The 21,280-nt window shown below is 46.5% G+C and carries 20 protein-coding genes; 6 read left to right on the forward strand and 14 right to left on the reverse strand.

Annotated features, from left to right (window positions below; genetic code table 11):
* Positions 1-31: 31 nt before the first annotated feature.
* From DW121_RS12625 to lipB, 3 genes are all read right to left on the reverse strand, one after another.
* Positions 32-508 (reverse strand): UpxZ family transcription anti-terminator antagonist, encoded by a 477-nt coding sequence (locus DW121_RS12625; RefSeq protein ID WP_117711903.1) that lies wholly within the window; start codon positions 506-508, stop codon positions 32-34.
* A gap of 38 nt (positions 509-546) precedes the next feature.
* Positions 547-1,083 carry a UpxY family transcription antiterminator gene (locus DW121_RS12630; protein ID WP_117711905.1) on the reverse strand — a complete coding sequence of 179 codons (537 nt, stop codon included), beginning with the start codon at positions 1,081-1,083 and terminating at the stop codon, positions 547-549.
* 665 nt (positions 1,084-1,748) lie between these two features.
* Entirely contained in the window at positions 1,749-2,405 is a 657-nt protein-coding gene (gene lipB / locus DW121_RS12635) for a lipoyl(octanoyl) transferase LipB (RefSeq protein WP_118323975.1), read from the reverse strand.
* A gap of 72 nt (positions 2,406-2,477) precedes the next feature.
* Here lipB and DW121_RS12640 point away from each other — a divergent pair, with 72 nt between their 5' ends.
* Entirely contained in the window at positions 2,478-3,311 is an 834-nt protein-coding gene (locus tag DW121_RS12640; protein ID WP_117711909.1) for a helix-turn-helix domain-containing protein, read from the forward strand.
* Between the two features lies 1 nt (position 3,312).
* On the opposite strand, the gene DW121_RS12645 is transcribed toward DW121_RS12640, so the two are convergent.
* The 4 genes from DW121_RS12645 to DW121_RS12660 all read right to left on the reverse strand — a co-directional run bounded on the left by DW121_RS12645 (position 3,313) and on the right by DW121_RS12660 (position 8,187).
* Positions 3,313-4,977: an HAD-IC family P-type ATPase gene (locus DW121_RS12645; RefSeq protein ID WP_118323976.1), complete on the reverse strand. Its 1,665-nt coding sequence runs from the start codon at positions 4,975-4,977 to the stop codon at positions 3,313-3,315.
* A 71-nt stretch (positions 4,978-5,048) separates the two neighbouring features.
* Positions 5,049-5,360 (reverse strand): heavy-metal-associated domain-containing protein, encoded by a 312-nt coding sequence (locus tag DW121_RS12650; RefSeq protein WP_117712020.1) that lies wholly within the window; start codon positions 5,358-5,360, stop codon positions 5,049-5,051.
* Between the two features lie 39 nt (positions 5,361-5,399).
* A complete protein-coding gene (locus tag DW121_RS12655) occupies positions 5,400-7,616 on the reverse strand; it encodes a TonB-dependent receptor (RefSeq protein WP_118323977.1) in 2,217 nt (738 codons plus the stop codon).
* Positions 7,617-7,821: 205 nt separating this feature from the next.
* Entirely contained in the window at positions 7,822-8,187 is a 366-nt protein-coding gene (locus tag DW121_RS12660; protein WP_233514899.1) for a hypothetical protein, read from the reverse strand.
* Between the two features lie 172 nt (positions 8,188-8,359).
* On the opposite strand from DW121_RS12660, the gene DW121_RS12665 reads away from it, so the two are divergent.
* From DW121_RS12665 to gcvP, 4 genes are read left to right on the forward strand one after another with little or no spacing between them, the layout of a single operon-like run.
* Positions 8,360-9,217 (forward strand): DUF3298 and DUF4163 domain-containing protein, encoded by an 858-nt coding sequence (locus tag DW121_RS12665; RefSeq protein ID WP_117711915.1) that lies wholly within the window; start codon positions 8,360-8,362, stop codon positions 9,215-9,217.
* A 39-nt stretch (positions 9,218-9,256) separates the two neighbouring features.
* On the forward strand, positions 9,257-9,877 hold the full coding sequence (gene rsmG / locus DW121_RS12670) for a 16S rRNA (guanine(527)-N(7))-methyltransferase RsmG (protein ID WP_117711917.1): 621 nt from the start codon (positions 9,257-9,259) through the stop codon (positions 9,875-9,877).
* A gap of 31 nt (positions 9,878-9,908) precedes the next feature.
* Positions 9,909-10,547, forward strand: a complete 639-nt coding sequence (locus DW121_RS12675) for an MBL fold metallo-hydrolase (protein WP_117711918.1) — start codon at positions 9,909-9,911, stop codon at positions 10,545-10,547.
* A gap of 22 nt (positions 10,548-10,569) precedes the next feature.
* Positions 10,570-13,419 carry an aminomethyl-transferring glycine dehydrogenase gene (gene gcvP, locus DW121_RS12680; RefSeq protein ID WP_118323978.1) on the forward strand — a complete coding sequence of 950 codons (2,850 nt, stop codon included), beginning with the start codon at positions 10,570-10,572 and terminating at the stop codon, positions 13,417-13,419.
* A gap of 39 nt (positions 13,420-13,458) precedes the next feature.
* Here gcvP and DW121_RS12685 read toward each other — a convergent pair whose 3' ends face one another.
* From DW121_RS12685 to DW121_RS12695, 3 genes are read right to left on the reverse strand one after another with little or no spacing between them, the layout of a single operon-like run.
* Positions 13,459-14,028, reverse strand: a complete 570-nt coding sequence (locus tag DW121_RS12685) for a nitroreductase family protein (RefSeq protein ID WP_118323979.1) — start codon at positions 14,026-14,028, stop codon at positions 13,459-13,461.
* Positions 14,029-14,061: 33 nt separating this feature from the next.
* On the reverse strand, positions 14,062-15,189 hold the full coding sequence (locus tag DW121_RS12690) for an HpaII family restriction endonuclease (RefSeq protein WP_118323980.1): 1,128 nt from the start codon (positions 15,187-15,189) through the stop codon (positions 14,062-14,064).
* 20 nt (positions 15,190-15,209) lie between these two features.
* Positions 15,210-15,812, reverse strand: a complete 603-nt coding sequence (locus tag DW121_RS12695; protein WP_117711926.1) for an IMPACT family protein — start codon at positions 15,810-15,812, stop codon at positions 15,210-15,212.
* Positions 15,813-15,941: 129 nt separating this feature from the next.
* On the opposite strand from DW121_RS12695, the gene DW121_RS12700 reads away from it, so the two are divergent.
* Positions 15,942-17,072, forward strand: a complete 1,131-nt coding sequence (locus DW121_RS12700) for a glycerate kinase (RefSeq protein WP_118324038.1) — start codon at positions 15,942-15,944, stop codon at positions 17,070-17,072.
* A gap of 7 nt (positions 17,073-17,079) precedes the next feature.
* Here DW121_RS12700 and DW121_RS12705 read toward each other — a convergent pair whose 3' ends face one another.
* The 4 genes from DW121_RS12705 to DW121_RS12720 form a co-directional block, all read right to left on the reverse strand.
* The gene (locus DW121_RS12705) at positions 17,080-17,985 is read right to left on the reverse strand and encodes a DMT family transporter (protein WP_117711928.1); all 906 of its coding nucleotides are present in this window, start codon (positions 17,983-17,985) and stop codon (positions 17,080-17,082) included.
* 113 nt (positions 17,986-18,098) lie between these two features.
* On the reverse strand, positions 18,099-19,430 hold the full coding sequence (locus DW121_RS12710; protein ID WP_118323981.1) for an MATE family efflux transporter: 1,332 nt from the start codon (positions 19,428-19,430) through the stop codon (positions 18,099-18,101).
* 17 nt (positions 19,431-19,447) lie between these two features.
* Positions 19,448-19,852, reverse strand: a complete 405-nt coding sequence (locus DW121_RS12715) for an FKBP-type peptidyl-prolyl cis-trans isomerase (protein WP_118323982.1) — start codon at positions 19,850-19,852, stop codon at positions 19,448-19,450.
* Positions 19,853-20,024: 172 nt separating this feature from the next.
* Positions 20,025-21,272, reverse strand: a complete 1,248-nt coding sequence (locus tag DW121_RS12720; RefSeq protein ID WP_118323983.1) for a DUF1015 domain-containing protein — start codon at positions 21,270-21,272, stop codon at positions 20,025-20,027.
* Positions 21,273-21,280: the final 8 nt, after the last annotated feature.

Genomic DNA, 21,280 nt, shown 5'->3' on the forward strand with positions numbered 1-21,280 from the left:
AAGGCTATAGGGCGATAAGGGGGTAAAGGTGTTATTCTATAACCTCAAAAGGATATTGATTATCTTCCAGATTTTCCAATTCATTAATGATTTCAGCCTGTTCGGAAGTCAGTGATGTTGCGTCCCAAGTATTGATAATGGAATGGGCTTCCTTAGCCAGTTCTTCCTCATAGACCTCACCATAGCAATGGGTAAGAAGACGAACTTTCAAAAGCGAGTCCGGAAGTTTATCAAGAATCCCCCAGCAACGGTCGAGAAGGCGCTGTATATATTGCTGTTTGCGACCGTTGTCATAAAAAGTAGCGTTCAACGCTACGAGAATAGAAAGACAAAGTTCGGCTTCCTCCTCCGGAGTACTGCCTTCCGGAGAGTTGTACAAATTCAGTGCTTGTTCATAAACTTCGCGATTCAAACGGGCGAAGTGATCGCTATAAATGGGACTGCCGTCCATCCCCAAGTCCAAGAGTTCATGGGCAAGGGTGTACAAAGATGAAACGTGATCGTTCATTTTATCTAAGATATAGAAGTTATTGAGTTACAAATATTTCAGTTACTATCTATCGGTTCTACGAGCGAGGAGTGGATAAATGTAGTGGCAACTGCCATGACACCTTCTATGTTTACCACCACACGACGGTCATGGCGAAGGCGGACAAATTCACCGATAGCCCCTTCGAAAATCCCGCCTGTGATACGTACTTTAGTACCTTTCACCAATTTCAGTTCCTCCGGTTCCACATAAATTACAGCCTCATCATATGTACCTGCGACTAAAATAAAACTACGCATCTGTGCATCCGGAATAATAACCGGTTGGCGGGTTTCCCTATTCATTATATAACGTATAGGGATATTCAAAGAAAAATTATTTTTGATTTCATCAATACAAGCACGAGTGGAACGGATAAAGACCAAATTGTGTATGGCAGGAACAAGCTTGCGAACACGACGTTCATTCCTTACGATGTATTCGTAATGCATAGGAATGAAATTCTCTATACCTTCCTTGTCAAGATAGTCTTTAAGAGATAATTCGCGGCTGTAAGTTACGCGGACAGCATACCAATGTAATTGACGGAGCATTACTAAACAAGAATCGTAAGATTTCGGATAAAATAAGGTCTTGTGAAAAGGATATTCTTTGGGGACACCGGGGCTGTGAAGTACCTTCCGATCAATTCATGTAATGCAATTATTTCCAATAGTTTAGTCTGCATCCATATTATCCCAAAATTCCCCACTATCACAGAAAGAGAACGTTGAAACAGTTATGTGATCAATAAGCTCTTTTAAAAAGCTGTAAACGAATAACTTAAAAACAAAAATAGTTTTTTAGACGTTCGTTTAATAAACAGTGTTCAGATGCGAACAGTACAGGGTAGAAATTATGTGGAAAAACGTAAAAAATAACAGAGGTTATTGGAAAAGGTTACTATCTCATTAACAAGTATTTATCTTATACTAAGACTATAAAAATCAAAGATTTTCTATCAAACATTTTGCCAGTACAAAAAACTACCATATCTTTGCGTTTATTAAACGAACGTTTAAAAAACACTATTCAGGCCTTTTTCCTACTATTTTTTAATGCCCACAGAACCAAAATCAAGAAGGTTTTTAATGAAGTTAACATCATTGGCAGTAATAAGTTAACATCGTGCAGACAGCAAGTTAACTAACTACAAAACAAAAAGTTAACATCATCACAAGAATGATGTTAACTAACAATATTTCTCAATTTGCTTATCTTACAGCATAACTTTCAGCTCATGGCAAAGTCGCTCTTTCACCTCCTCCATTGGCATTGTCCGTCCTAACTCTTTTTGAAGCGAAGTCACTCCTTTATCTATAAATCCGCAAGGATTGATATAACTGAAATAGCGTAAATCCGTATTGATATTGAATGCCAAACCATGCATCGTGACGTAGTGACTACTGCGCACACCGATGGCACAAATTTTACGGGCGCGCGAAGAATCTCCATCCAGCCACACACCGGTAGCTTTCTCCATACGACCGGCAGTTATCCCATAAGAAGCACAAACACGGATTACGGCTTCTTCCAGTAAATGCACATATTCTTTCAATCCCAAAGAGAACTCTTCCAAATTCAAAATGGGATAACAAACAAGCTGCCCCGGACCATGATAAGTAATATCACCGCCCCGGTCTATATGGTATAATGAAGCGCCTATCGCACAAAGCTGTTCTTCACTCAGCAACATATTGCCTTCCTTACCGCTACGTCCCAGCGTATATACATGCGGATGTTCACAAAGCACGATATGATTTACATACTCCTCCCCCGCCTGTTTGGCTTGTACAAGTGCATCAAACCACTCCGTCTGTCTGTCCCATGCTTCGGCATAGGGAACTGTTTTCCAATCTGATATTTCCAATCTCATAAAACAAATATACTACTTTTTCTCATTTCCACAAAAAAGCGTAACTTTGTGCAGACCAAAACGACAACACTTATGGAATTTCCCCAAGTCGATCTCCCCGTAGACCTGATTGCATGGACAGATGTAACAGAAGACATTCTGAACATATACAAGCAATCATGCCGCCTGAAAGCATGTATCTTCGCATTGTGTATCGAAGGTTCCATTACGGTATCTATCAATTTAATGGATACCGAAATCAAACAAGGAGACTTTGTAACGCTTCTCCCCGGCACTATCATCCAGTTCTACGGACAGAAAGAAAAAGTACGCATCGGATTCGCCGGATTTTCCGAACATTGTCTCAACGGAGTCAACATAATCCAGTCTACCATGAGTTCGTACTCCAAGATTATAGAAACTCCTGTTATACCCCTCAACGAGACTGTCGCATCCTATTTCAGAGACTATTTCGCATTGCTGGCACGTGTCTCCACCGGTCCCTATATGCCCAAAACACGAATGGCGCAAAATGTGCTGGACACCCTACTCTATGGCGTCAATGAACTATACAGCAACCGTCCCGACTCGCAAAACAGGATGAAGAGCCGGAAAGAGGAAATCTGCCGTGAGTTCATACAACTGGTCATCGAAAACTACACCACCGAACGCCGCGCACAGTTTTATGCCGGGAAACTGGGTATATCTCTGCAGCACCTCAGCACCACCATCAAACAAGTGACAGGCAAAAATGTACTGGATATAATTGCGCACGTCGTTATTATCGACATAAAAGCCAAACTGAAATCCACCGACATGACTATTCAGGAAATAGCCTATTCGCTGAATTTCCCCAGCGCCTCGTTTTTCGGAAAATACTTCAAGAGACACATGGGCATGAGTCCGTTGGAGTATAGAAACAGCTGACCTAACCTCTCACCAGCGTCACACAGGAGAGCACTATGGCTATTGTAGCCAGCATGGGGGTCAACAATATGCCATATACAGGATAAAGGATGCCGGCAGCTACCACCACGCCTATCAGATGATAGATTATCACCCAAAAAGAGTTTTGACGCATCAGGCGAAGTGTATGGCGGGATAAGTCAAACAGTTTAGGAAGCGATTGCAAATCAGAAGATTTCATCACTACCATAGCTTCTTCCGCTATCGCATCATCGGCATTTCCACCCATAGCAATGCTTACGTCGGCACAGGCCAAAGCCTGTATATCGTTGATGCCGTCACCTATCATGACAACCGTCTTTCCCTGCAATCGGAGTTCATGGATAAAGGTTTCTTTATCGTCTGGCAAAGCATCGGACATATAGCTGATAATTCCTAACTTTCCCGCTATGGTCGAGGCAGTACGTTCGCCGTCGCCCGTAAGCATACAAATGTCAAGATTTTGTCCGCGGAGTTCTTTCACTACTCCAAGTGCGGTAATCTTCAACTGGTCTTTAACAGCGATTATGGCAAGCAACTCTCCCTCCCGTCCAAAGTAAACGATACTGTTGCCCTCGGATTCATATTCCACCAACATATCGCCCAGAACATCGGAAAGGTAGACCTGATAATCTTTTAACAGCTTATGACTGCCTACCCAATATTCCGTACCCTTATAGGCGGCTTTCATTCCCTTTCCTTTCAGTATCTCACAGCCATCCAACCGGACAGGCGTTACCTGTTCTTCTTTCAAGGAGGCAGTGATAGCCATTGCCAGTGAATTGGACGAATTCGTTTCGACAGCCAACAATACCCTTTTAAAATATTCTTCCTGATACTGCGCCCACAACCAAGCCGTGACAGTAGGATGCCCCTCGGTTAGCGTACCGGTCTTGTCAAAAACCACCACATTTGTTTTGTCCAAACGTTCCAAAGCAAGGGAGTTTTTAATCCAGATGTGCATCTTGGCCGCTTTGCCGATTCCACGCATCAGGGCAACAGGCGTAACCAATCCTAACGCACACGGGCAAGCAACTATAAAAATCGAGATAACCGAATAGAGAGCATACGGCACAGCTTCCACACCGCCAAACAATATCCAGATAAAAAACACGACAATTGCCATTCCCGTCAGAACGGGAAAAATGATATTGGCAATTCGATTTTCATCATGCAGTTCTTCAGGCAGGAAGTGGAATATTTTTCCGGTCAGTCCCACAGCAACGGTCAAAACGGCCACTTCGTAATAGACGTGCGGTTGAAGTCCCACACCGTACCAATAATCCGGAAAGAAAGTGTTGAACACACTGAAAAGGAAAGCCACAGAAGCACTGAAAACAATAAGCGTATCCATTGTGGTACGTCCTGTACGAAGCTGTCTCCAAGAGTCCGTATAGAAAGAGGTTCCCAAAAATACCAATGCGGTGGCAGCCGACAACATCTGTATTTCGCCGCCATAAGGCACATAACTACGGAATATGGAAAGCAGAAACAACGGAACGGTCAACAGCCATGCACCGGCAGCCTGTATCTTCAAGCTGCGGTACTGCCTGTTACGTTCTTCCATGTTGCATCTTTCCATACTATCGGCATACTCCGCGCAATGCAGTTCCTGCGCAGAACATACCTTCTTCAATATATTGCTCATTCTGTTATATTTTTAGGGGGTTGTTACTCTGAATCCACTAAAGCAACAACCGGAATGAGCCGTTTGTTCAATTACTTCTTATCCTCCTGTTTGCTCTCTTTCACAAACTCAGCTTCGTAATGAAACTTTCTGAAGCCTTCTTTCAGTTTTTCAATATCGGTCTTATCGGCGTCGTAAGTGATAGTCACCGTCTTTGTCTTTAAGTCCGTGTTGAACTTTTTCAGCCCTTTCTCGAAACGGATATTGCTGTTTATCTTTTTCACGCAGTTCTCGCACGTCATTTGTGACACTTTGAACACTGCGGTGCGCAGGTCTTTGGCTATAACTGTCGTTGCACTCAGCAATACAACTGCTAAGGCAATAAAAATCTTTCTTGTTTTCATATTGAAACGCATTTTAGTTATTAGTTATTAATTGAGAAATCATACTCTCGGAATATTAAAACGCACACCTATGTATGCTTTTGCCCCATGCATAGGCCCCCATACCATAGTGGCATCAAAGTTACTTCCCCAAGGATTGGAAGCATCGATAATGGGATTCTTTTGCTTGAAGTTGGTAAGGTTTTCCCCTCCGATATAGACAGACCAGTTGCGGAAATAACGGGTGACCTGCGCACTTAGCTGTTCAAAGCCATTGTAGCGGTGTTCCCACGACCATGTACCGTCTCCCAGTTCGTAAGGGGTCGGCATACGGCCGCCACCGTTCAACTGCAAGGTTGCATCGAACTGCCACAAACCCAGCGGAGTCTGATACGAAGCGGTAAGCAATCCTTTGTATTTGCCGGTAAGCGGTTTTTCCCGCAACTGTCCGTTGTAAGTAGTCTTGGCATCCGTCCAGCGATAGGCTGCCGTAAGGGTGAATCCCGGAAAGAACGGATAGGTGGCTTCCACTTGGAACACCTGCGAGTACGACCGTCCGTTGAGGTTGTAGAACAGAACGGCATGCGGATCGGTATCCATATCCACCACTACCTGCCTGAGGAAATCCGTATAGTAATATTCCGCATTCAGGTTCAGCGTTTTGCCGGACAAGGGAATATAAGCGGAAGCGCTCGCTCCGTAATTCCACGCCTCATCCTGATTGAGGTTCCGGGCAATATCCATCCGGCGGCTGCTTGCCAAAAGGTAATTATTCTCGGCAAGGACATGATTGGTGCGATAGCCTTTTCCGGCAGAGAGACGGAAATGTACATATTCATTGGGATTGTACTTTACATGGAAACGGGGAGTGACAAAATAACCGTACTCGCTGCTATGGTCGCCACGGATACCCCCCATCAGGATAAGTTTATCATCCAGATTATAAGTGTACTGCACATACGCCCCCGGAACGGTTTCCTTTACGAACTGTCTCGTAAGAGGTTGCTCCGCATCATTCGTCAGGCGATAATGCTGATTGTAAGAATCGTAGTTGAAACTCAGTCCCGTAGACAGGCTGTGACGCTTGCCGAGTTCCGTCTCGAACAAAAGGGACGCATAGGCATTGTGCTGGTCTACATCGTACAATTTGCGTCCGTACACGGCATCCTGCCTGTGCAGAGAACCGGAAAGGATAAGCGCAAGGTTGGTATTCTTCTCCTTATTGAAAATATAAGCGTTTTTAGTGAAAGCCTCGTAACGGTCGGTTCCGATGGATATTTTGTAAGGGTCGGCCGGATGATTGCCTTCATGGCTCACCTGCCCGCTGTTACGGTCTTCGGACAAGGCTTTGATGCCTGCCTGAAATACGTAGCGGTCGCCCATATATGCCCAACGGTTCCATACGTTGTATTGTTTCACCTGAGGAATATCGGCAAAGCCGTCATCGTTGCTGTCGTGGGCTTTAGTTTCGTTTTCATAATGCGCCAGCAATGAAGTACTCCAACGCTTGGAAAGCTTCACAGTGGCATCCGCATTGGCTTCGTAACGATTGGTGGTACTACCGAAAAGATTGACTGACAACCAGTCGGCTTCGGGCAACTGGGGTTTCTTAAATTCCACATTGATTTGCCCGGTGATGGCCTCGTAACCGTTTTTGACGGATGCGCTACCCTTGCTCACCTGTATGCTTTGCATCCACGGACCGGGCACATACCCTAATCCGTACGGAGCTGCCGCTCCGCGAAAATTGGGAATGTTTTCCGTCATCATTTGTACGTAAGTGCCTGACAGCCCCAACAGTTTGATTTGCTTGGCTCCCGTAGCGGCATCGGAATAGGTCACATCTACCGAGGGATTGGTCACGAAACTCTCCCCGAGGTTGCAACAGGCAGCGCGTGTAAGTTCGGCACTGCTTATCATGTCCTCGTTCATCACACTGCTGCGCAACTTCATCGTCCCAAGCCTGCGGCTGACAACATTGACTTCGCTCAGTTCCACACCATCGCGAAGCACTATATCCAGCACTTCATCACGGCCGTTCACATGTATCGTATCGTTCTCAAAACCAATGAAACTGACCACCAGCATATGCTTACCGGCAGGTTTTGCGAGGGAAAAAGTTCCATCGGCAGAGGTAGTAACCCCCTGCGTCGTCCCCATCCAAAAAAGGTTGGCTCCGGCAACCGGTTCACCAAGATTATCTTTTACCATTCCCTTTACCTGTGCTTGCAAGGTGATAAAAGGAAAAGACAGCAATATTAACCATATGTATCTCATATCTGATTCTTTCTTATTTTGAAATTTCACAATAAAACAATTAAAAACATTCATTCCATGAGGTGAAACGATTCGTTCCACGGGGTGAAACCGTCTGTTCCATGAGATGAAACCTATCGTTCCCAGGTAGGGAACAACAAGTTTCACGGCAAGGAACAGACCGTTCCCTGACAGGGAACAAACACTCTCCTGCAAGGATATCTCTCTAAATAAGAAGTGTGGAATAAAGCGCCAGATAATGCCTGGAACTGCGATAGTGTGGCGGTGAATAGACTTGGGGTTCAGTCACCGGCAGTCCCTCCGGCAACAGGCAACCAAACTGCGGCAACTGCTCGCAGTATAATGTGCAGACGGGTACTGTCGAAGACGCTCCTTGTATATGCTTCATCACATCCACTTTATAGTGGAAGGTAGTACAACCGGTATCTTTGCAGGTTTCCTGTGATGAATGGTGCGCTTTCTCGCATTTCGAACAACCGGACGTGCAGCAACGTTGTTCCGTCTGGCATCCCGAACAGCAATAATGGATAATAGAAACTCCCGCCCCACTTACAATAATAAGTGAGGACATTAGTATAGCGAGTATGTAACGGAGCCTCTTCATAGACGCCGGCAAAGATAGAAAGTTTTAACCGTTTGCAGGAATTAATTTTTCCTTTTTTATGCGTGGAGTTCGTTAATAAGTTCTATATTTGTCGATAAAGATTCCTGATTGAAATGTTGATTTATAAACAAAATTCAATATGAAAAAGCAAACTGTCAGCCTACTTGTCCTTCTGCTTGCGGCAAGCGGCTTTTTCTTTTCTTGCGGTAACATCATGAACAAAAACGCCGGAGCGTTGGAGTTCGACAGTATACAAGTGAACGAAACCGCCCACCTTTTCGGTGATACCGCCAAACCGGCATGCAACCTCATCATCAACCTTACGTATGCTTCCCAATCTTCCGACGAGAAGATGAAGGACAGCCTGAACACCTATTTCCTTTCTGCCTGCTTCGGTGAGAAATATATGAATATGAGTCCCGAAGAAGCCGTAAAACAATACACCGGAAAATACGTCAGCGACTACCGCAAAGACTTGGAACCGATGTACAAGAAAGACGAACAAGACAAGGAAAATGCAGAAGATATGGGTGCATGGTACTCTTACTATAAAGGTATAGAAAGCCACGTGCAACTGTACACCGGGCATCTGCTCGTCTACCGCATAGATTACAACGAATATACCGGCGGCGCGCATGGCATCTATATGTCCACTTTCCTCAACTTCGACCTGCGCACATTGGCCCCTATCCGTCTGGACGATTTGTTCGTAGGCGACTACAAGGAGCAGCTAACAGACCTCCTGTGGAACCAGCTTATGGCCGACAACAAAGTAGCCACCCGTCAGGAACTGGAAGACATGGGCTACGTCACTACCGGCGACCTGACACCGACCGAGAACTTCTATCTGAGCAAAGAAGGCATCACGTTCTATTATAATGTATATGACATCGCTCCTTATGTAATGGGACCTGTAAAGATAACATTGCCGTACGAAATGATGCAACATCTGCTGAGCGACGACACTATGGCGCTGAACGAAGTGCGCAACTCATAACCCCAAAAAAATCAAAAGCTTAAAAACTTAGTATTAGTAATGGAACTCATCCTAAAGTACTTTCCGGACCTGACAGAAGAACAGAAAAGGCAATTTGCCGCACTCTACGACCTCTATACGGACTGGAACTCCAAAATAAACGTTATTTCACGTAAAGATATTGAGAACTTGTACGAGCACCACGTTCTCCATTCCTTGGGCATAGCCAAAGTCGTCCGTTTCACTCCGGGTACGAAAATCATGGACTTGGGTACAGGAGGCGGATTCCCGGGTATTCCGTTGGCCATACTTTTCCCCGAAGTACAGTTTCATCTGGTAGACAGTATCGGTAAGAAAGTGCGTGTTGCCACCGAAATAGCCGACAGCATCGGACTGAAAAACGTAACTACCCGCCATGCACGCGCCGAAGAAGAAAAACAGCTGTTCGACTTCGTTGTGAGCCGTGCCGTAATGCCCCTTACCGACTTATTGAAAATTATCCGCAAGAACATCTCCCCCAAACAACAGAATGCACTGCCCAACGGACTTATCTGCCTGAAAGGCGGCGAACTGGAGAAAGAAGCGATGCCCGTCAAAAACAAAACTACGATGTGGGACTTGAAGGAGTTCTTCGAGGAGGAATTCTTCGAAACAAAGAAAGCGGTATACGTAACAGTCTGAAAGAAGAATTTATTACAGTAAATATAGCATTATGAAGATAAAGAGATTTGAATTTAATATGTTCCCGGAGAACTGTTATGTACTGTGGGACGAAACCAACGAAGCCGTAGTCATCGACCCCGGTTGCTTCTACGAAGAAGAGAAACAGGCTTTAAAGAACTTTATCATCAACAACGAGCTGAATGTGAAACATCTGCTGAACACGCATCTGCATCTGGACCACATCTTCGGAAATCCTTTCATGCTGAAAGAATTCGGACTGAAAGCGGAAGCCAACCAAGCCGACGAGTTCTGGATTGACGAAGCACCCAAGCAAAGCCGTATGTTCGGTTTCCAGTTGCAGGAACCGCCCGTGCCATTAGGTACTTACCTGCACGACGGAGACATCATCACCTTCGGCAATACGGAACTGGAAGCCATCCATGTACCGGGACACTCACCGGGCAGCTTGGTCTACTATTGTGCGGCAGACCATTGTATGTTCTCCGGCGATGTACTGTTTCAAGGCAGTATCGGCCGCGCCGACCTTGCCGGGGGTAACTTCGACGAACTGATAGAACATATATGCAGCCGCTTGTTCATACTCCCCAATGAAACGATTGTTTATCCGGGACATGGAGCACCTACAACTATCGGCATAGAAAAGGCGGAGAATCCGTTCTTTAGATAACAACTTTAAATAATATATACGTATGAAAAACGATCTGTTGGCTAACCGTCACATCGGTATCAGCAAGAGGGATGAAGAACAGATGCTCCGCAAAATCGGCGTGGCAAGTCTGGACGACCTGATTGAAAAAACCATTCCTGCAAATATCCGTCTTAAAGAGCCGCTGGCTCTGCCCGAAGCGATGACCGAATATGAGTTCGGACAACATATAGCGAAACTGGCAGCTAAAAATAAACTATACACTACTTATATTGGCATGGGGTGGTACAACACCATTACGCCTGCCGTAATCCAACGCAATGTATTCGAGAATCCCGTTTGGTACACTTCCTATACGCCTTATCAGACAGAAGTGTCGCAGGGACGACTGGAAGCTCTGCTGAATTTTCAAACCGCCGTTTGCGACCTCACCGGTATGCCCCTTGCCAACTGTTCCCTGTTGGATGAAGCAACCGCCGCTGCCGAAGCCGTTACGATGATGTATGCACTGCGTCCGCGCGATATGCAGAAAGCAGGGGCCAATGTAGTGTTTGTAGACGAAAACGTATTCCCGCAAACACTGGCTGTCATCACCACCCGCGCCATCCCGCAGGGCATCGAGATACGGACGGGTAAATACAATGAATTGGAACTGACCCCGGATGTCTTCGCCTGCATATTGCAGTATCCGGATGCCAACGGAAACATAGAAGACTACCGCTCTTTTGTAGAGAAAGCACATATTGCAGGCTGCAAAGTAGCTGTTGCCGCCGATATACTGAGCCTTGCCCTGCTTACTCCGCCGGGAGAATGGGGAGCTGACATCGTATTCGGAACTACCCAACGACTGGGCACACCGATGTTCTATGGCGGTCCGTCTGCCGGCTACTTCGCCACACGCGACGAGTACAAGCGCAATATGCCGGGACGTATCATCGGCTGGTCTAAAGACAAATACGGGAAGCTATGTTACCGTATGGCATTGCAAACCCGCGAGCAACACATCAAACGTGAGAAGGCTACCTCCAACATCTGTACCGCACAGGCGTTGCTGGCTACAATGGCAGGTTTCTATACCGTATATCACGGACCGGAAGGCATACGCACCATTGCAGAACGCATTCACAATATCGCCGCATATCTGGAAAAGGAAATCAATGAATTAGGATACAGGCAAGTGAACTCCCGGTACTTCGACACGCTCCGCTTTGCACTGCCCGACGGTGTATCGGCACAACAAGTCCGCACCGTCGCCCTGAGCAAAGAGGTGAACCTGCGCTACTTCAAAAATGGAGATGTAGGCATGAGCATTGACGAAACAACGGACTTGGTTGCAGTCAACGTACTGCTTTCCATTTTCGGCATCGCAGCCGGCAAAGACTACACCAAAGCCGCTGACATCCCCGACAGCTGCACCATTCCGGAAGTGTTCCGGCGTCAAAGCGCTTACCTGACGCACGAGGTATTCAACAAATACCATACGGAAACGGAAATGATGCGCTACATCAAGCGGTTGGACCGCAAGGACATCTCATTGGCACACTCCATGATTTCCCTCGGCTCATGCACCATGAAGTTAAATGCCGCCGCCGAAATGCTGCCGCTCAGCCGTCCGGAATTCATGAGTATGCACCCGCTCGTTCCCGAAGACCAAGCAGAGGGGTATCGCGAACTGATACATAACCTCAGCGAAGAACTGAAAGTGATAACCGGATTTGCCGGAGTGAGCCTGCAACCCAATTCCGGCGCTGCCGGAGAATATGCGGGGCTTCGCGTAATCCGTGCCTATCTGGAAAGCATCGGACAAGGACACCGCAACAAAGTACTGATACCCGCTTCGGCCCACGGCACTAATCCCGCTTCGGCAGTTCAGGCAGGTTTCACCACAGTTACCTGCGCCTGCGATGAACAAGGAAATGTCGACATGACCGACCTGCGTGCCAAAGCCGAAGAGAACAAGGCCGACCTCGCCGCATTGATGATTACCTACCCCTCTACTCACGGCATCTTTGAAACGGAAATCGTGGAAATCTGCAAGATTATCCATGCCTGTGGCGCACAGGTTTATATGGACGGCGCCAACATGAATGCCCAAGTAGGCTTGACCAATCCCGGATTTATCGGTGCGGATGTCTGCCACCTGAATCTGCACAAAACATTCGCCTCTCCTCATGGCGGCGGCGGACCGGGTGTAGGCCCTATCTGTGTAGCCGAACATTTGGTTCCATTCTTGCCAGGTCACGAACTGTTCGGCAATGCTGCCAACCAAGTATCGGGAGCTCCTTTCGGCAGCGCGGGAATTCTGCCTATCACCTACGGCTACATCCGCATGATGGGCTCCGAAGGACTGACACGCGCCACCAAGATAGCCATTCTGAATGCCAATTATCTGGCTACTTGTTTCAATGATACCTACGGCATCGTTTATCGCGGAGCAACCGGCTTCGTAGGGCACGAAATGATATTGGAGTGTCGCAAAGTACACGAAGAAACAGGTATCAGCGAAAACGATATTGCCAAACGCCTTATGGACTACGGCTATCACGCGCCTACCCTCTCCTTCCCCGTTCACGGCACATTAATGATAGAGCCGACAGAAAGCGAAAGCCTTGCCGAACTGGATAACTTTGTACACGTAATGCTCACTATCTGGCAAGAAATACAGGAAGTGAAGAACGGCGAAGCGGACAAGACAGACAATGTGCTGATAAATGCTCCGCATCCCGAATATGAAGTAGTGGCAGACGCATGGGAACACAGTTATACCCGGCAGAAAGCAGCCTATCCGATAGAAAGTGTTCGCGACAACAAATTCTGGGTGAACGTGGCGCGGGTAGATAATACACTGGGAGACCGTAAACTGTTGCCTACATGCTACGGATGCTTTGAATAGAATACCAAGAGAAGGTGTCAAAACATACCTGATGATTTTTTAGGCACGGATTACAGTAACCGTGCCTTCTGCCAATTTCTTATCTTTCACCGGAGCATTCTCAGGAGCATAGCCCAAAGCGGCACAGTCGTACACACGGTGATTCTCGGGAATACCAAGTTTGGTAAGGAAAGCACGCACATCGGGGTCATCACAGGTTTGTCCCAACTGATTAATCCAGCAAGAGCCGATGCCTAAAGATTTAGCGGCAAGAAAGATATTCTGCAAAGCACATGCACAGTCCATAGATGCCCACCAGCGAGTGGGCTCATTGGAAACGATAATCAAGGTAGGGGCATGGTAATAACAGCAGTAGGTCTGACTGTGTCCGCGTTCCTGCATACGGGCATCATCACTCTTGGCAAAAGCACCCTTTATCTTTTCATTCAGTTCGGTCAGTATGGCTGCATCCTGAATGGCGGTAAAATGCCAAGTCTGGAAATTCATACCGCTGGGGGCATACGTTGCCGCTTCCAGTATAAGGTTCAAATCTTCTGCGGAAACCTGTTGTTCTGTATAAACGCGCACACTGCGGCGCAACTTAATGTTTTCTAATACTTCGTTCAACATTGTATGTTTGTTTTTACAATTCTATGATTGGGGTCAGCGTTTCAGCAACCCTATTTTTACATTCAACTTAAAGTAGTACACACCGTTCTCCCGTTCCAAGAAGCCGTATTTATCTTTATCCACCGAACCTTTTTCAAAACGGGTGTTCCGGTAAAGAAAGTCGGCAAAAGCCTGTCGGTCGGAATTATGATAACAGAGCACCTCACCGTCTCCATTAGCCAGCAACAATCCTTCTACGGCAGAGTCCGTACCGTTGTAAATCTTTGCAGGACGCATACCCAGTGCAAGCGCCAGCAAAAACTGTTTCATCTTAAACTCGTAGAAGCAGTGTTTGTTTATCAATTCATCCTTTATCTTCAGGGGATTCATTTCCTTGATGCGTTCCGTCAGTTCGGAAACACGGGTGATACCGTCCAAGTGCATGATACGCACCATTTCGGCAAGCATACGGGGAAAGTGAAGGTCTATCATCAGCAGGTTACAACGGAACACGCGGTCAGCAACGTCGGAATACTTCAATACACCGCCCAACCGTTCAATCATCAGCATACGTTCGGCAACTTCCGTAGGCGATTCAGGCAAGGCATTCACTTTGTTCACAGTGGGCACGGCAAACTTTACGCCGCTCTGCTCCAACTTCAGATTGGCTGTGCGTCCCCCATCCAGCAAAGGATTCATACGGCTGAGACGGCAACGGACAGTGAATCCCGTCAACGGAGCGTCTGCACTCCAAAAAGCTACGGAGAAGTCTGTACGGTCATCAGTCTTGGACTCCAAATCGTAAATGTTCACAGCATCCAGAAAAGCTTCCAGCCCTTCGGAAACTTCCACTTCCTCACCTTGCTCATTCCTCAACAGATAGAGTATGATTTCCGCCGCATCGCCAAAGTCCGCACGGGGGAACAAAAGTTCCTCTTTATCTGCCGATACTGTGAATGCACCGTCCTTTTCCACCGTACCGCTGACAATGCGTACATCCTCTTCCCCGATATAATAGCGGCGCGTACCGTCATGCTCCTCTCTCTGTATCAGCGCCACAGGCCAACACTTTTTGTCATCTCTCTGCGCGTTCGGAGTACCCGGAAAAACTTTTCCGTCCGCCAACAGACGAAAGAATGTATAAAGTTCGCCCAATTCACGCTTAGTTGCTTCAAATGCCATATCAATTCTATTTTTTATTATTACTCTTCCTCAAAACGTAAAGTTTCCACTTTCTCCAGACGCACCCTCAACCTGGGCATCATCGACTTACGGATGCGGAGCTTCATACGGCAGTCCATATCATACGACTGTTCCAGCATCTCCGGTTCTTCTTCCTTCACGATGCGCATTACATCATTCATAAAAGGATACTCAAAGAGAACGGTCACCGTTTCGTCCACTGTCTTTTCAATAACAGTAGCAGCAGCGATAGCCTCGGCAGCGGCGGCCTTATAAGCTACTATCAGCCCGCTCGTACCCAACTTTATACCGCCGAAATAGCGGACTACGACAATCAGAATATCTGTCAGTTCGTTCGAATTTATTTGCCCCAAGATAGGTTTTCCTGCCGTACCGGACGGTTCTCCATTATCATTAGCACGAAAATCCTTGCGCTCGTGCCCCAGCATATAAGCATAACACACATGGCGGGCATCATAGTATTTCTTCTGATAAGTTTCCAGATGCGCCTTTACTTCTTCAACCGTACGTACCGGCAAAGCGATAGCGATAAATTTACTGCGCTTCTCGGTATAAATTCCTTCGGACGGGGTGGCAATGGTTTTATACGTATCTTCACTCATGTTGCAAAGATACTATACTTTTTGCTATCCGCCTTTTGATAGCTATCAAAAAACTTTATCTTTGCAGAAGAAAGAAGTCATCTTCCCACAAAAAAAGAATATCCTCTTATGAAAATATATAACCCCCCGATAAAAAAAGTGGTTCTTGCCATAGACTCTTTCAAAGGTTGTCTCACATCTGCAGAGGCCGAAGCGGCGGCTGGCGAAGGCTTACACGCCGCATTGCCGGAATGTGAAGTTATCCGCATCCCAGTAGCCGACGGCGGCGAAGGCATGCTGGATGTCCTAATTGCCGCTACTCATGGAAAGGGTATCGGCGTACAGGCTCACGGTCCTTTAATGGAACTTCGCGAGGCCCGTTACGGCATTTCCGGTGACAGGCAGACGGCTTTTATCGAGATGGCAGCTATCAGCGGACTTCCACTCGTCTCCCCGGAAAAACGTAACCCTATGTTGACAACAACCTTCGGAACGGGCGAACTGGTACGGGATGCGCTGGACCGCGGATGCAGGCATTTTATCATCGGTCTGGGCGGAAGCGCCACAAATGACGCCGGATTGGGAATGCTCCAAGCATTGGGATTCCGCTTTCTGGATAAAACCGGAAATACTTTGGGTTATGGAGGGCAGATAATGAGTGAAGTTGATGCCATAGACACTTCGTCCGTCCACCCCTTACTCTCCAAATGTACCTTTACCGCTGCTTGCGATGTACAAAACCCATTCTACGGAACGGATGGAGCGGCATACGTATATGCCCTGCAAAAAGGAGCCGACGCAGCTATGATAGAAACATTGGATGCAGGTATGCGGCATCTGGCAGCCGTCGTCTTCCGAGTCACCGGAAAGGACATATCTACCTATCCCGGAGCAGGGGCAGCCGGCGGAATGGGCGGAAGTCTGTCGGCATTCCTTAATGCCGAACTGAAGCCGGGCATACAACTCGTGCTGGAAACGCAGAACTTTGCAGAACAGATAAGAACCGCTGATTTGATTATCACCGGAGAGGGGAAATCGGACAAACAAACAGTTATGGGAAAAGTACCGTACGGCATACTAACGGAAGCAAGAAAACTGAACATTCCCGTCATCCTGATAGCGGGTAGCATAGAAGATACGGACATTCTTACGCATGCCGGATTTCATGGGATATTCTCCATAACTCCAAGTCCCGTCACTCCGGAAAAAGCTATGCAACCGGAATTTACGCGAATGAATATCCGCCGTACCGTAGAACAAATATGCAGGATTATCCGGTAGCCGCCCGTTAGCGCCGGGTGTGTCTCTTCGCCAGTTCCAATAATGGTTTTGCCGCAATTATCAATGTCACGGCAGTTAATATCATCAGTACACCAAGCATAATGCGCGGCGTGAGTTGCTCACCGAACACCACCACCCCGAAAAACAAGGCCGTTACAGGTTCCAACGCTCCCAAAATGGCAGCCGGCGTAGAACCTATGCTATGAATGGAAAGCGTCATCATAATCAATGAAATGATAGTGGGGAACAAAGCCAATGAAAGGACATTCAACCACAGCACCGGAGAAGGAACAGGCTGCAAGGTCATACAGAAATCCAAACGTACCACATAAATGATGATACCGAACAGCAAAGCATAAAAAGTCAGCTTCGCCGTAGGCAGGTCCTTCAAGGAAGAACGGTTTACCCCTACTATATATATGGCATACGTCAGTGAAGACAGGATAACAAACAGTACCCCCAACATATTCAATGTCTTGCCGTCTCCTCCCTCGTACAGCAAAGAGATGCCCGTAAATGCCAGCGCAATGGAAAACATTGTAATAAAAGAGACTTTCTCATGAAAGAACACCGCCATAATGATAGCCACCATCACCGGATAGACAAATAAAATAGTAGACGCGATGCCCGCATCCATATAATTATAACTCTCGAACAGGAAAAACGAAGAAAAAGAGAACAGTAATCCCATTACCGCCAACGGAAGTATATCCGTCTTTTTCAGAGCGAAGGACTGTTTCTTTACTTTCATCAGAATGCCCAGCATCACAATAGCAAAAAAATAACGGTAGAACAAGACAGAATCCACATCCATCCCAGCCCCATACAAGGGTAATGCAAACAACGGATTCATTCCGTAACTGGCTGCGGCAATAGCTCCGTAAGTAAATCCTTTCAAACGTTCATTAGTCATAGCAATATCTCTTTCTAAAAATCGGGCGCAAAGATACCGCTTTTAAGTGAAGAATGAAAAATGAAGAATGAAGAATTTCCTTGCGGCATACTTGTGCAGCGCAGCAAAATTCTTCATTTTTCATTCTTCATTTTATAATACAGTACTCCTACCGCATCCGCCAACAGCCAACCGATAGGGATAGACCACCAGATGCCTGTTACCCCAATGGAGGGAATGGCGGCAAGCGCATAGGAAAGTATCACACGAGTACCTAACGAAATTACCGTAAGCACAACCGACATCCCCGGCTTGCGGATGGCACGATAATAACCGTAGAGTAAGAAGAGAATACCGATGCCATAATAGAACGCACCCTCTATACGCAAATATTCCACTCCGGTGGCAAGGATTTCCGTCTCGTCCGAACGGACGAAAATCAGCATCAACGGTTCTGCAAAGACAAAAACGAGTACGGAAACTATCAGCGAAAAGATAACCGTAGTAAAAAACGCGCTGCGAACACCCCGGCGAATACGTTCGTAACGCTTCGCCCCAAAATTCTGCGCGATGAAGGTGGAAAAAGCATTTCCGAACTCCTGCACGGGCATATATGCAAAGGAGTCTATTTTTACAGCAGCAGCAAAAGCCGCCATGACGGCTGTACCAAAGCTGTTGACCAATCCCTGTATCATCAGAATACCGAAATTCATAACCGATTGCTGTACGCAGGTCAGTGTGGAAAAAGAAACTATCTCTTTCAGACTGCAACGGTCAAAGTGCATATCTTCGCAATGCAGCCGCAATTCCGGGCGTTTCTTGCAGGTATAGAGCATTATACCTACCGCGGCAACTCCCTGTGCTATCACTGTGGCTATCGCAGCTCCCTCGATGCCCCAATCCAATTGCAGGATAAAAAACAAATCGAGAGCAATATTTACTACAACAGAGACAGCCAAAAACCAAAGAGGAGTTACAGAATCTCCTACCGCACGCAGCAATGCCGCATAGAAATTATAGATAAATGTAAAGGCGATGCCGCAAAAAATTACCCACAAATAGCTGTACATCATGCCATAGATGTCCTGCGGCACTTGCAGCAAACGGAGAATTGGATCTAACCATACAAATACAGCCACATTCAGCAAAAATGTAACCGCTCCTATCAGCACGAATGAAACAAAAATACTGCGACGCAAAGCGAAACTGTTTCCCGCACCGTAGTGCAACGAAAACACCGTACCGCTACCGATAGACAAACCGAGAAGAACGGAAATAAGGAAAACCATCAGCGTATATGCCGAACCTACTGCCGCTAACGCATCCGCACCGATGCACTGCCCTACAATCAGCGTATCGGCTATATTATAGCATTGTTGCAGCAGCGAACCCGCCATCATAGGCAAGGTGAAACGCAACAGTGTACCCGTTATGCCGCCTTGTGTAAGATCTCCGTTTCGTAACATCCCCACTACTATCTTCTTTAGGCAATACCCAATAGTTTCACTTCAAATACCAGCGTGGAAAAAGCCGAAATAGGCCCGCTGGTACGTGTACCGTATCCCACGGCATAAGGAATGTAGACCATCCAGTGGTCGCCTACATGCATCTGCTGCAAAGCTATCTGCCAACCGTCAATTACTTCGTTCAGCCGAAAAGCTTCCGGACAGTTACGTTTCCATGAATTGTCAAACTCTCTGCCGTTAATGAGCATTCCCTTATAATGCACCGACACAATACTATTTAAACGAGGAGTGGCGTTATTACCCTGTCCGCTCTCCAAAACACGGTAAAGCACACCGGCACCTAATTCTTTTACGCCTTCTTCAGTACGCAGAGTTTGCAGAAACTGTTCGTTCTTCAGCTTGTATTCTTCTTTTTTGCTCATATCGATCCTGTTTTCATGACTTACATTGAAAAGCCGTTACGCACGTAATCTGACCTTTCCGGCAAAGGTCAGCATTTTCTATATAACAAGAAAGAAAACGACAATATAAAATAACGGAGCACTGTATAATACAATGCTCCGTTTCCTATTCATTCTGCAAGATTATATTTGATTAGTCCAGTTTATGAATTACCAGTCCCGAACGTAACTTCGGTTCAAACCAAGTAGTCTTGGGCGGCATGATATTACCGGTGTCGGCTATGTCCATCAATTGTTTCATAGATACAGGATAAAGTGCCAAAGCTACTTTCATCTCTCCGCTATCCACTCGTTTTTTCAATTCACCCAAACCACGGATACCGCCAACAAAGTCAATGCGTTTGTCGGAACGGAGGTCTTTAATGCCAAGAATTTCATCCAGTATCAAATTAGACGAAATAGTAACATCCAACACACCGATAGGATCATTATCGTTGTAAGTACCCGGCTTGGCAGTAAGGCTGTACCACTTACCATCCAAATAAAGAGAAAAATTATGTAATCCCACCGGTTTGTAGATTTCCGTTCCTTTCTCTTCTACCGTGAAGTTCTTGCCTACGGCAGTCAGGAACTGTCCGGGAGTCATGCCGTTCAAATCCTTCACTACACGATTATAGTCGATGATAGTCAATTGATTGGCAGGGAAACAAACAGCCATAAAGTAATTGTATTCCTCGTTTCCGCGATGATTAGGATTTTGCTTAGCCTTCTCCGCACCAACCAAAGCAGCTGCTGCGCTACGGTGGTGTCCGTCTGCAATGTAGAGCGCAGGCATCTTGGCAAACTCTTTGGTTATAACATCAATATCTTCCTGTTTGTCGATAATCCAGAATGTATGCCCGAAACCGTCACCCGGAGCGATAAAGTCGTAAACGGGCTTCTGAACCGTATAACGAGCTATGACAGTATCCAATGTAGCATTATCGGGATAGGCAAAGAATACAGGCTCAATATTCGCATTGTTCACACGCACATGTTTCATGCGGTCTTCTTCCTTGTCGCGACGGGTAAGCTCATGCTTCTTAATGACACCATTCATATAATCGGGTACGTATGCACCCACCACCAAACCATATTGCGTCTTGCCGTTCATGGTTTGGGCATATACGTAATAGTTTTCCTTCTCGTCCTGCACCAGCCAGCCTTTGTCTTGGAACATTTGGAAGTTCTCGGCAGCTTTCCGATAAACACGCTCATCATGCTCGTCCGTACCGACAGGAAAATCTATTTCCGGCTTAATGATATGATACAAGGATTTTTCGTTTCCTTCCGCTTCTTCACGAGCTTCGGCAGAATTCAATACATCGTAAGGACGGGATGCAACTTGTTCCACCAAGTCTTGGGGAGGGCGAACGCCCTTGAAAGGTTTTATTACAGCCATGGTTATTA

Source organism: Bacteroides sp. AM10-21B, assembly GCF_003472565.1.
Taxonomy (GTDB): Bacteria; Bacteroidota; Bacteroidia; order Bacteroidales; family Bacteroidaceae; genus Bacteroides; species Bacteroides propionicigenes.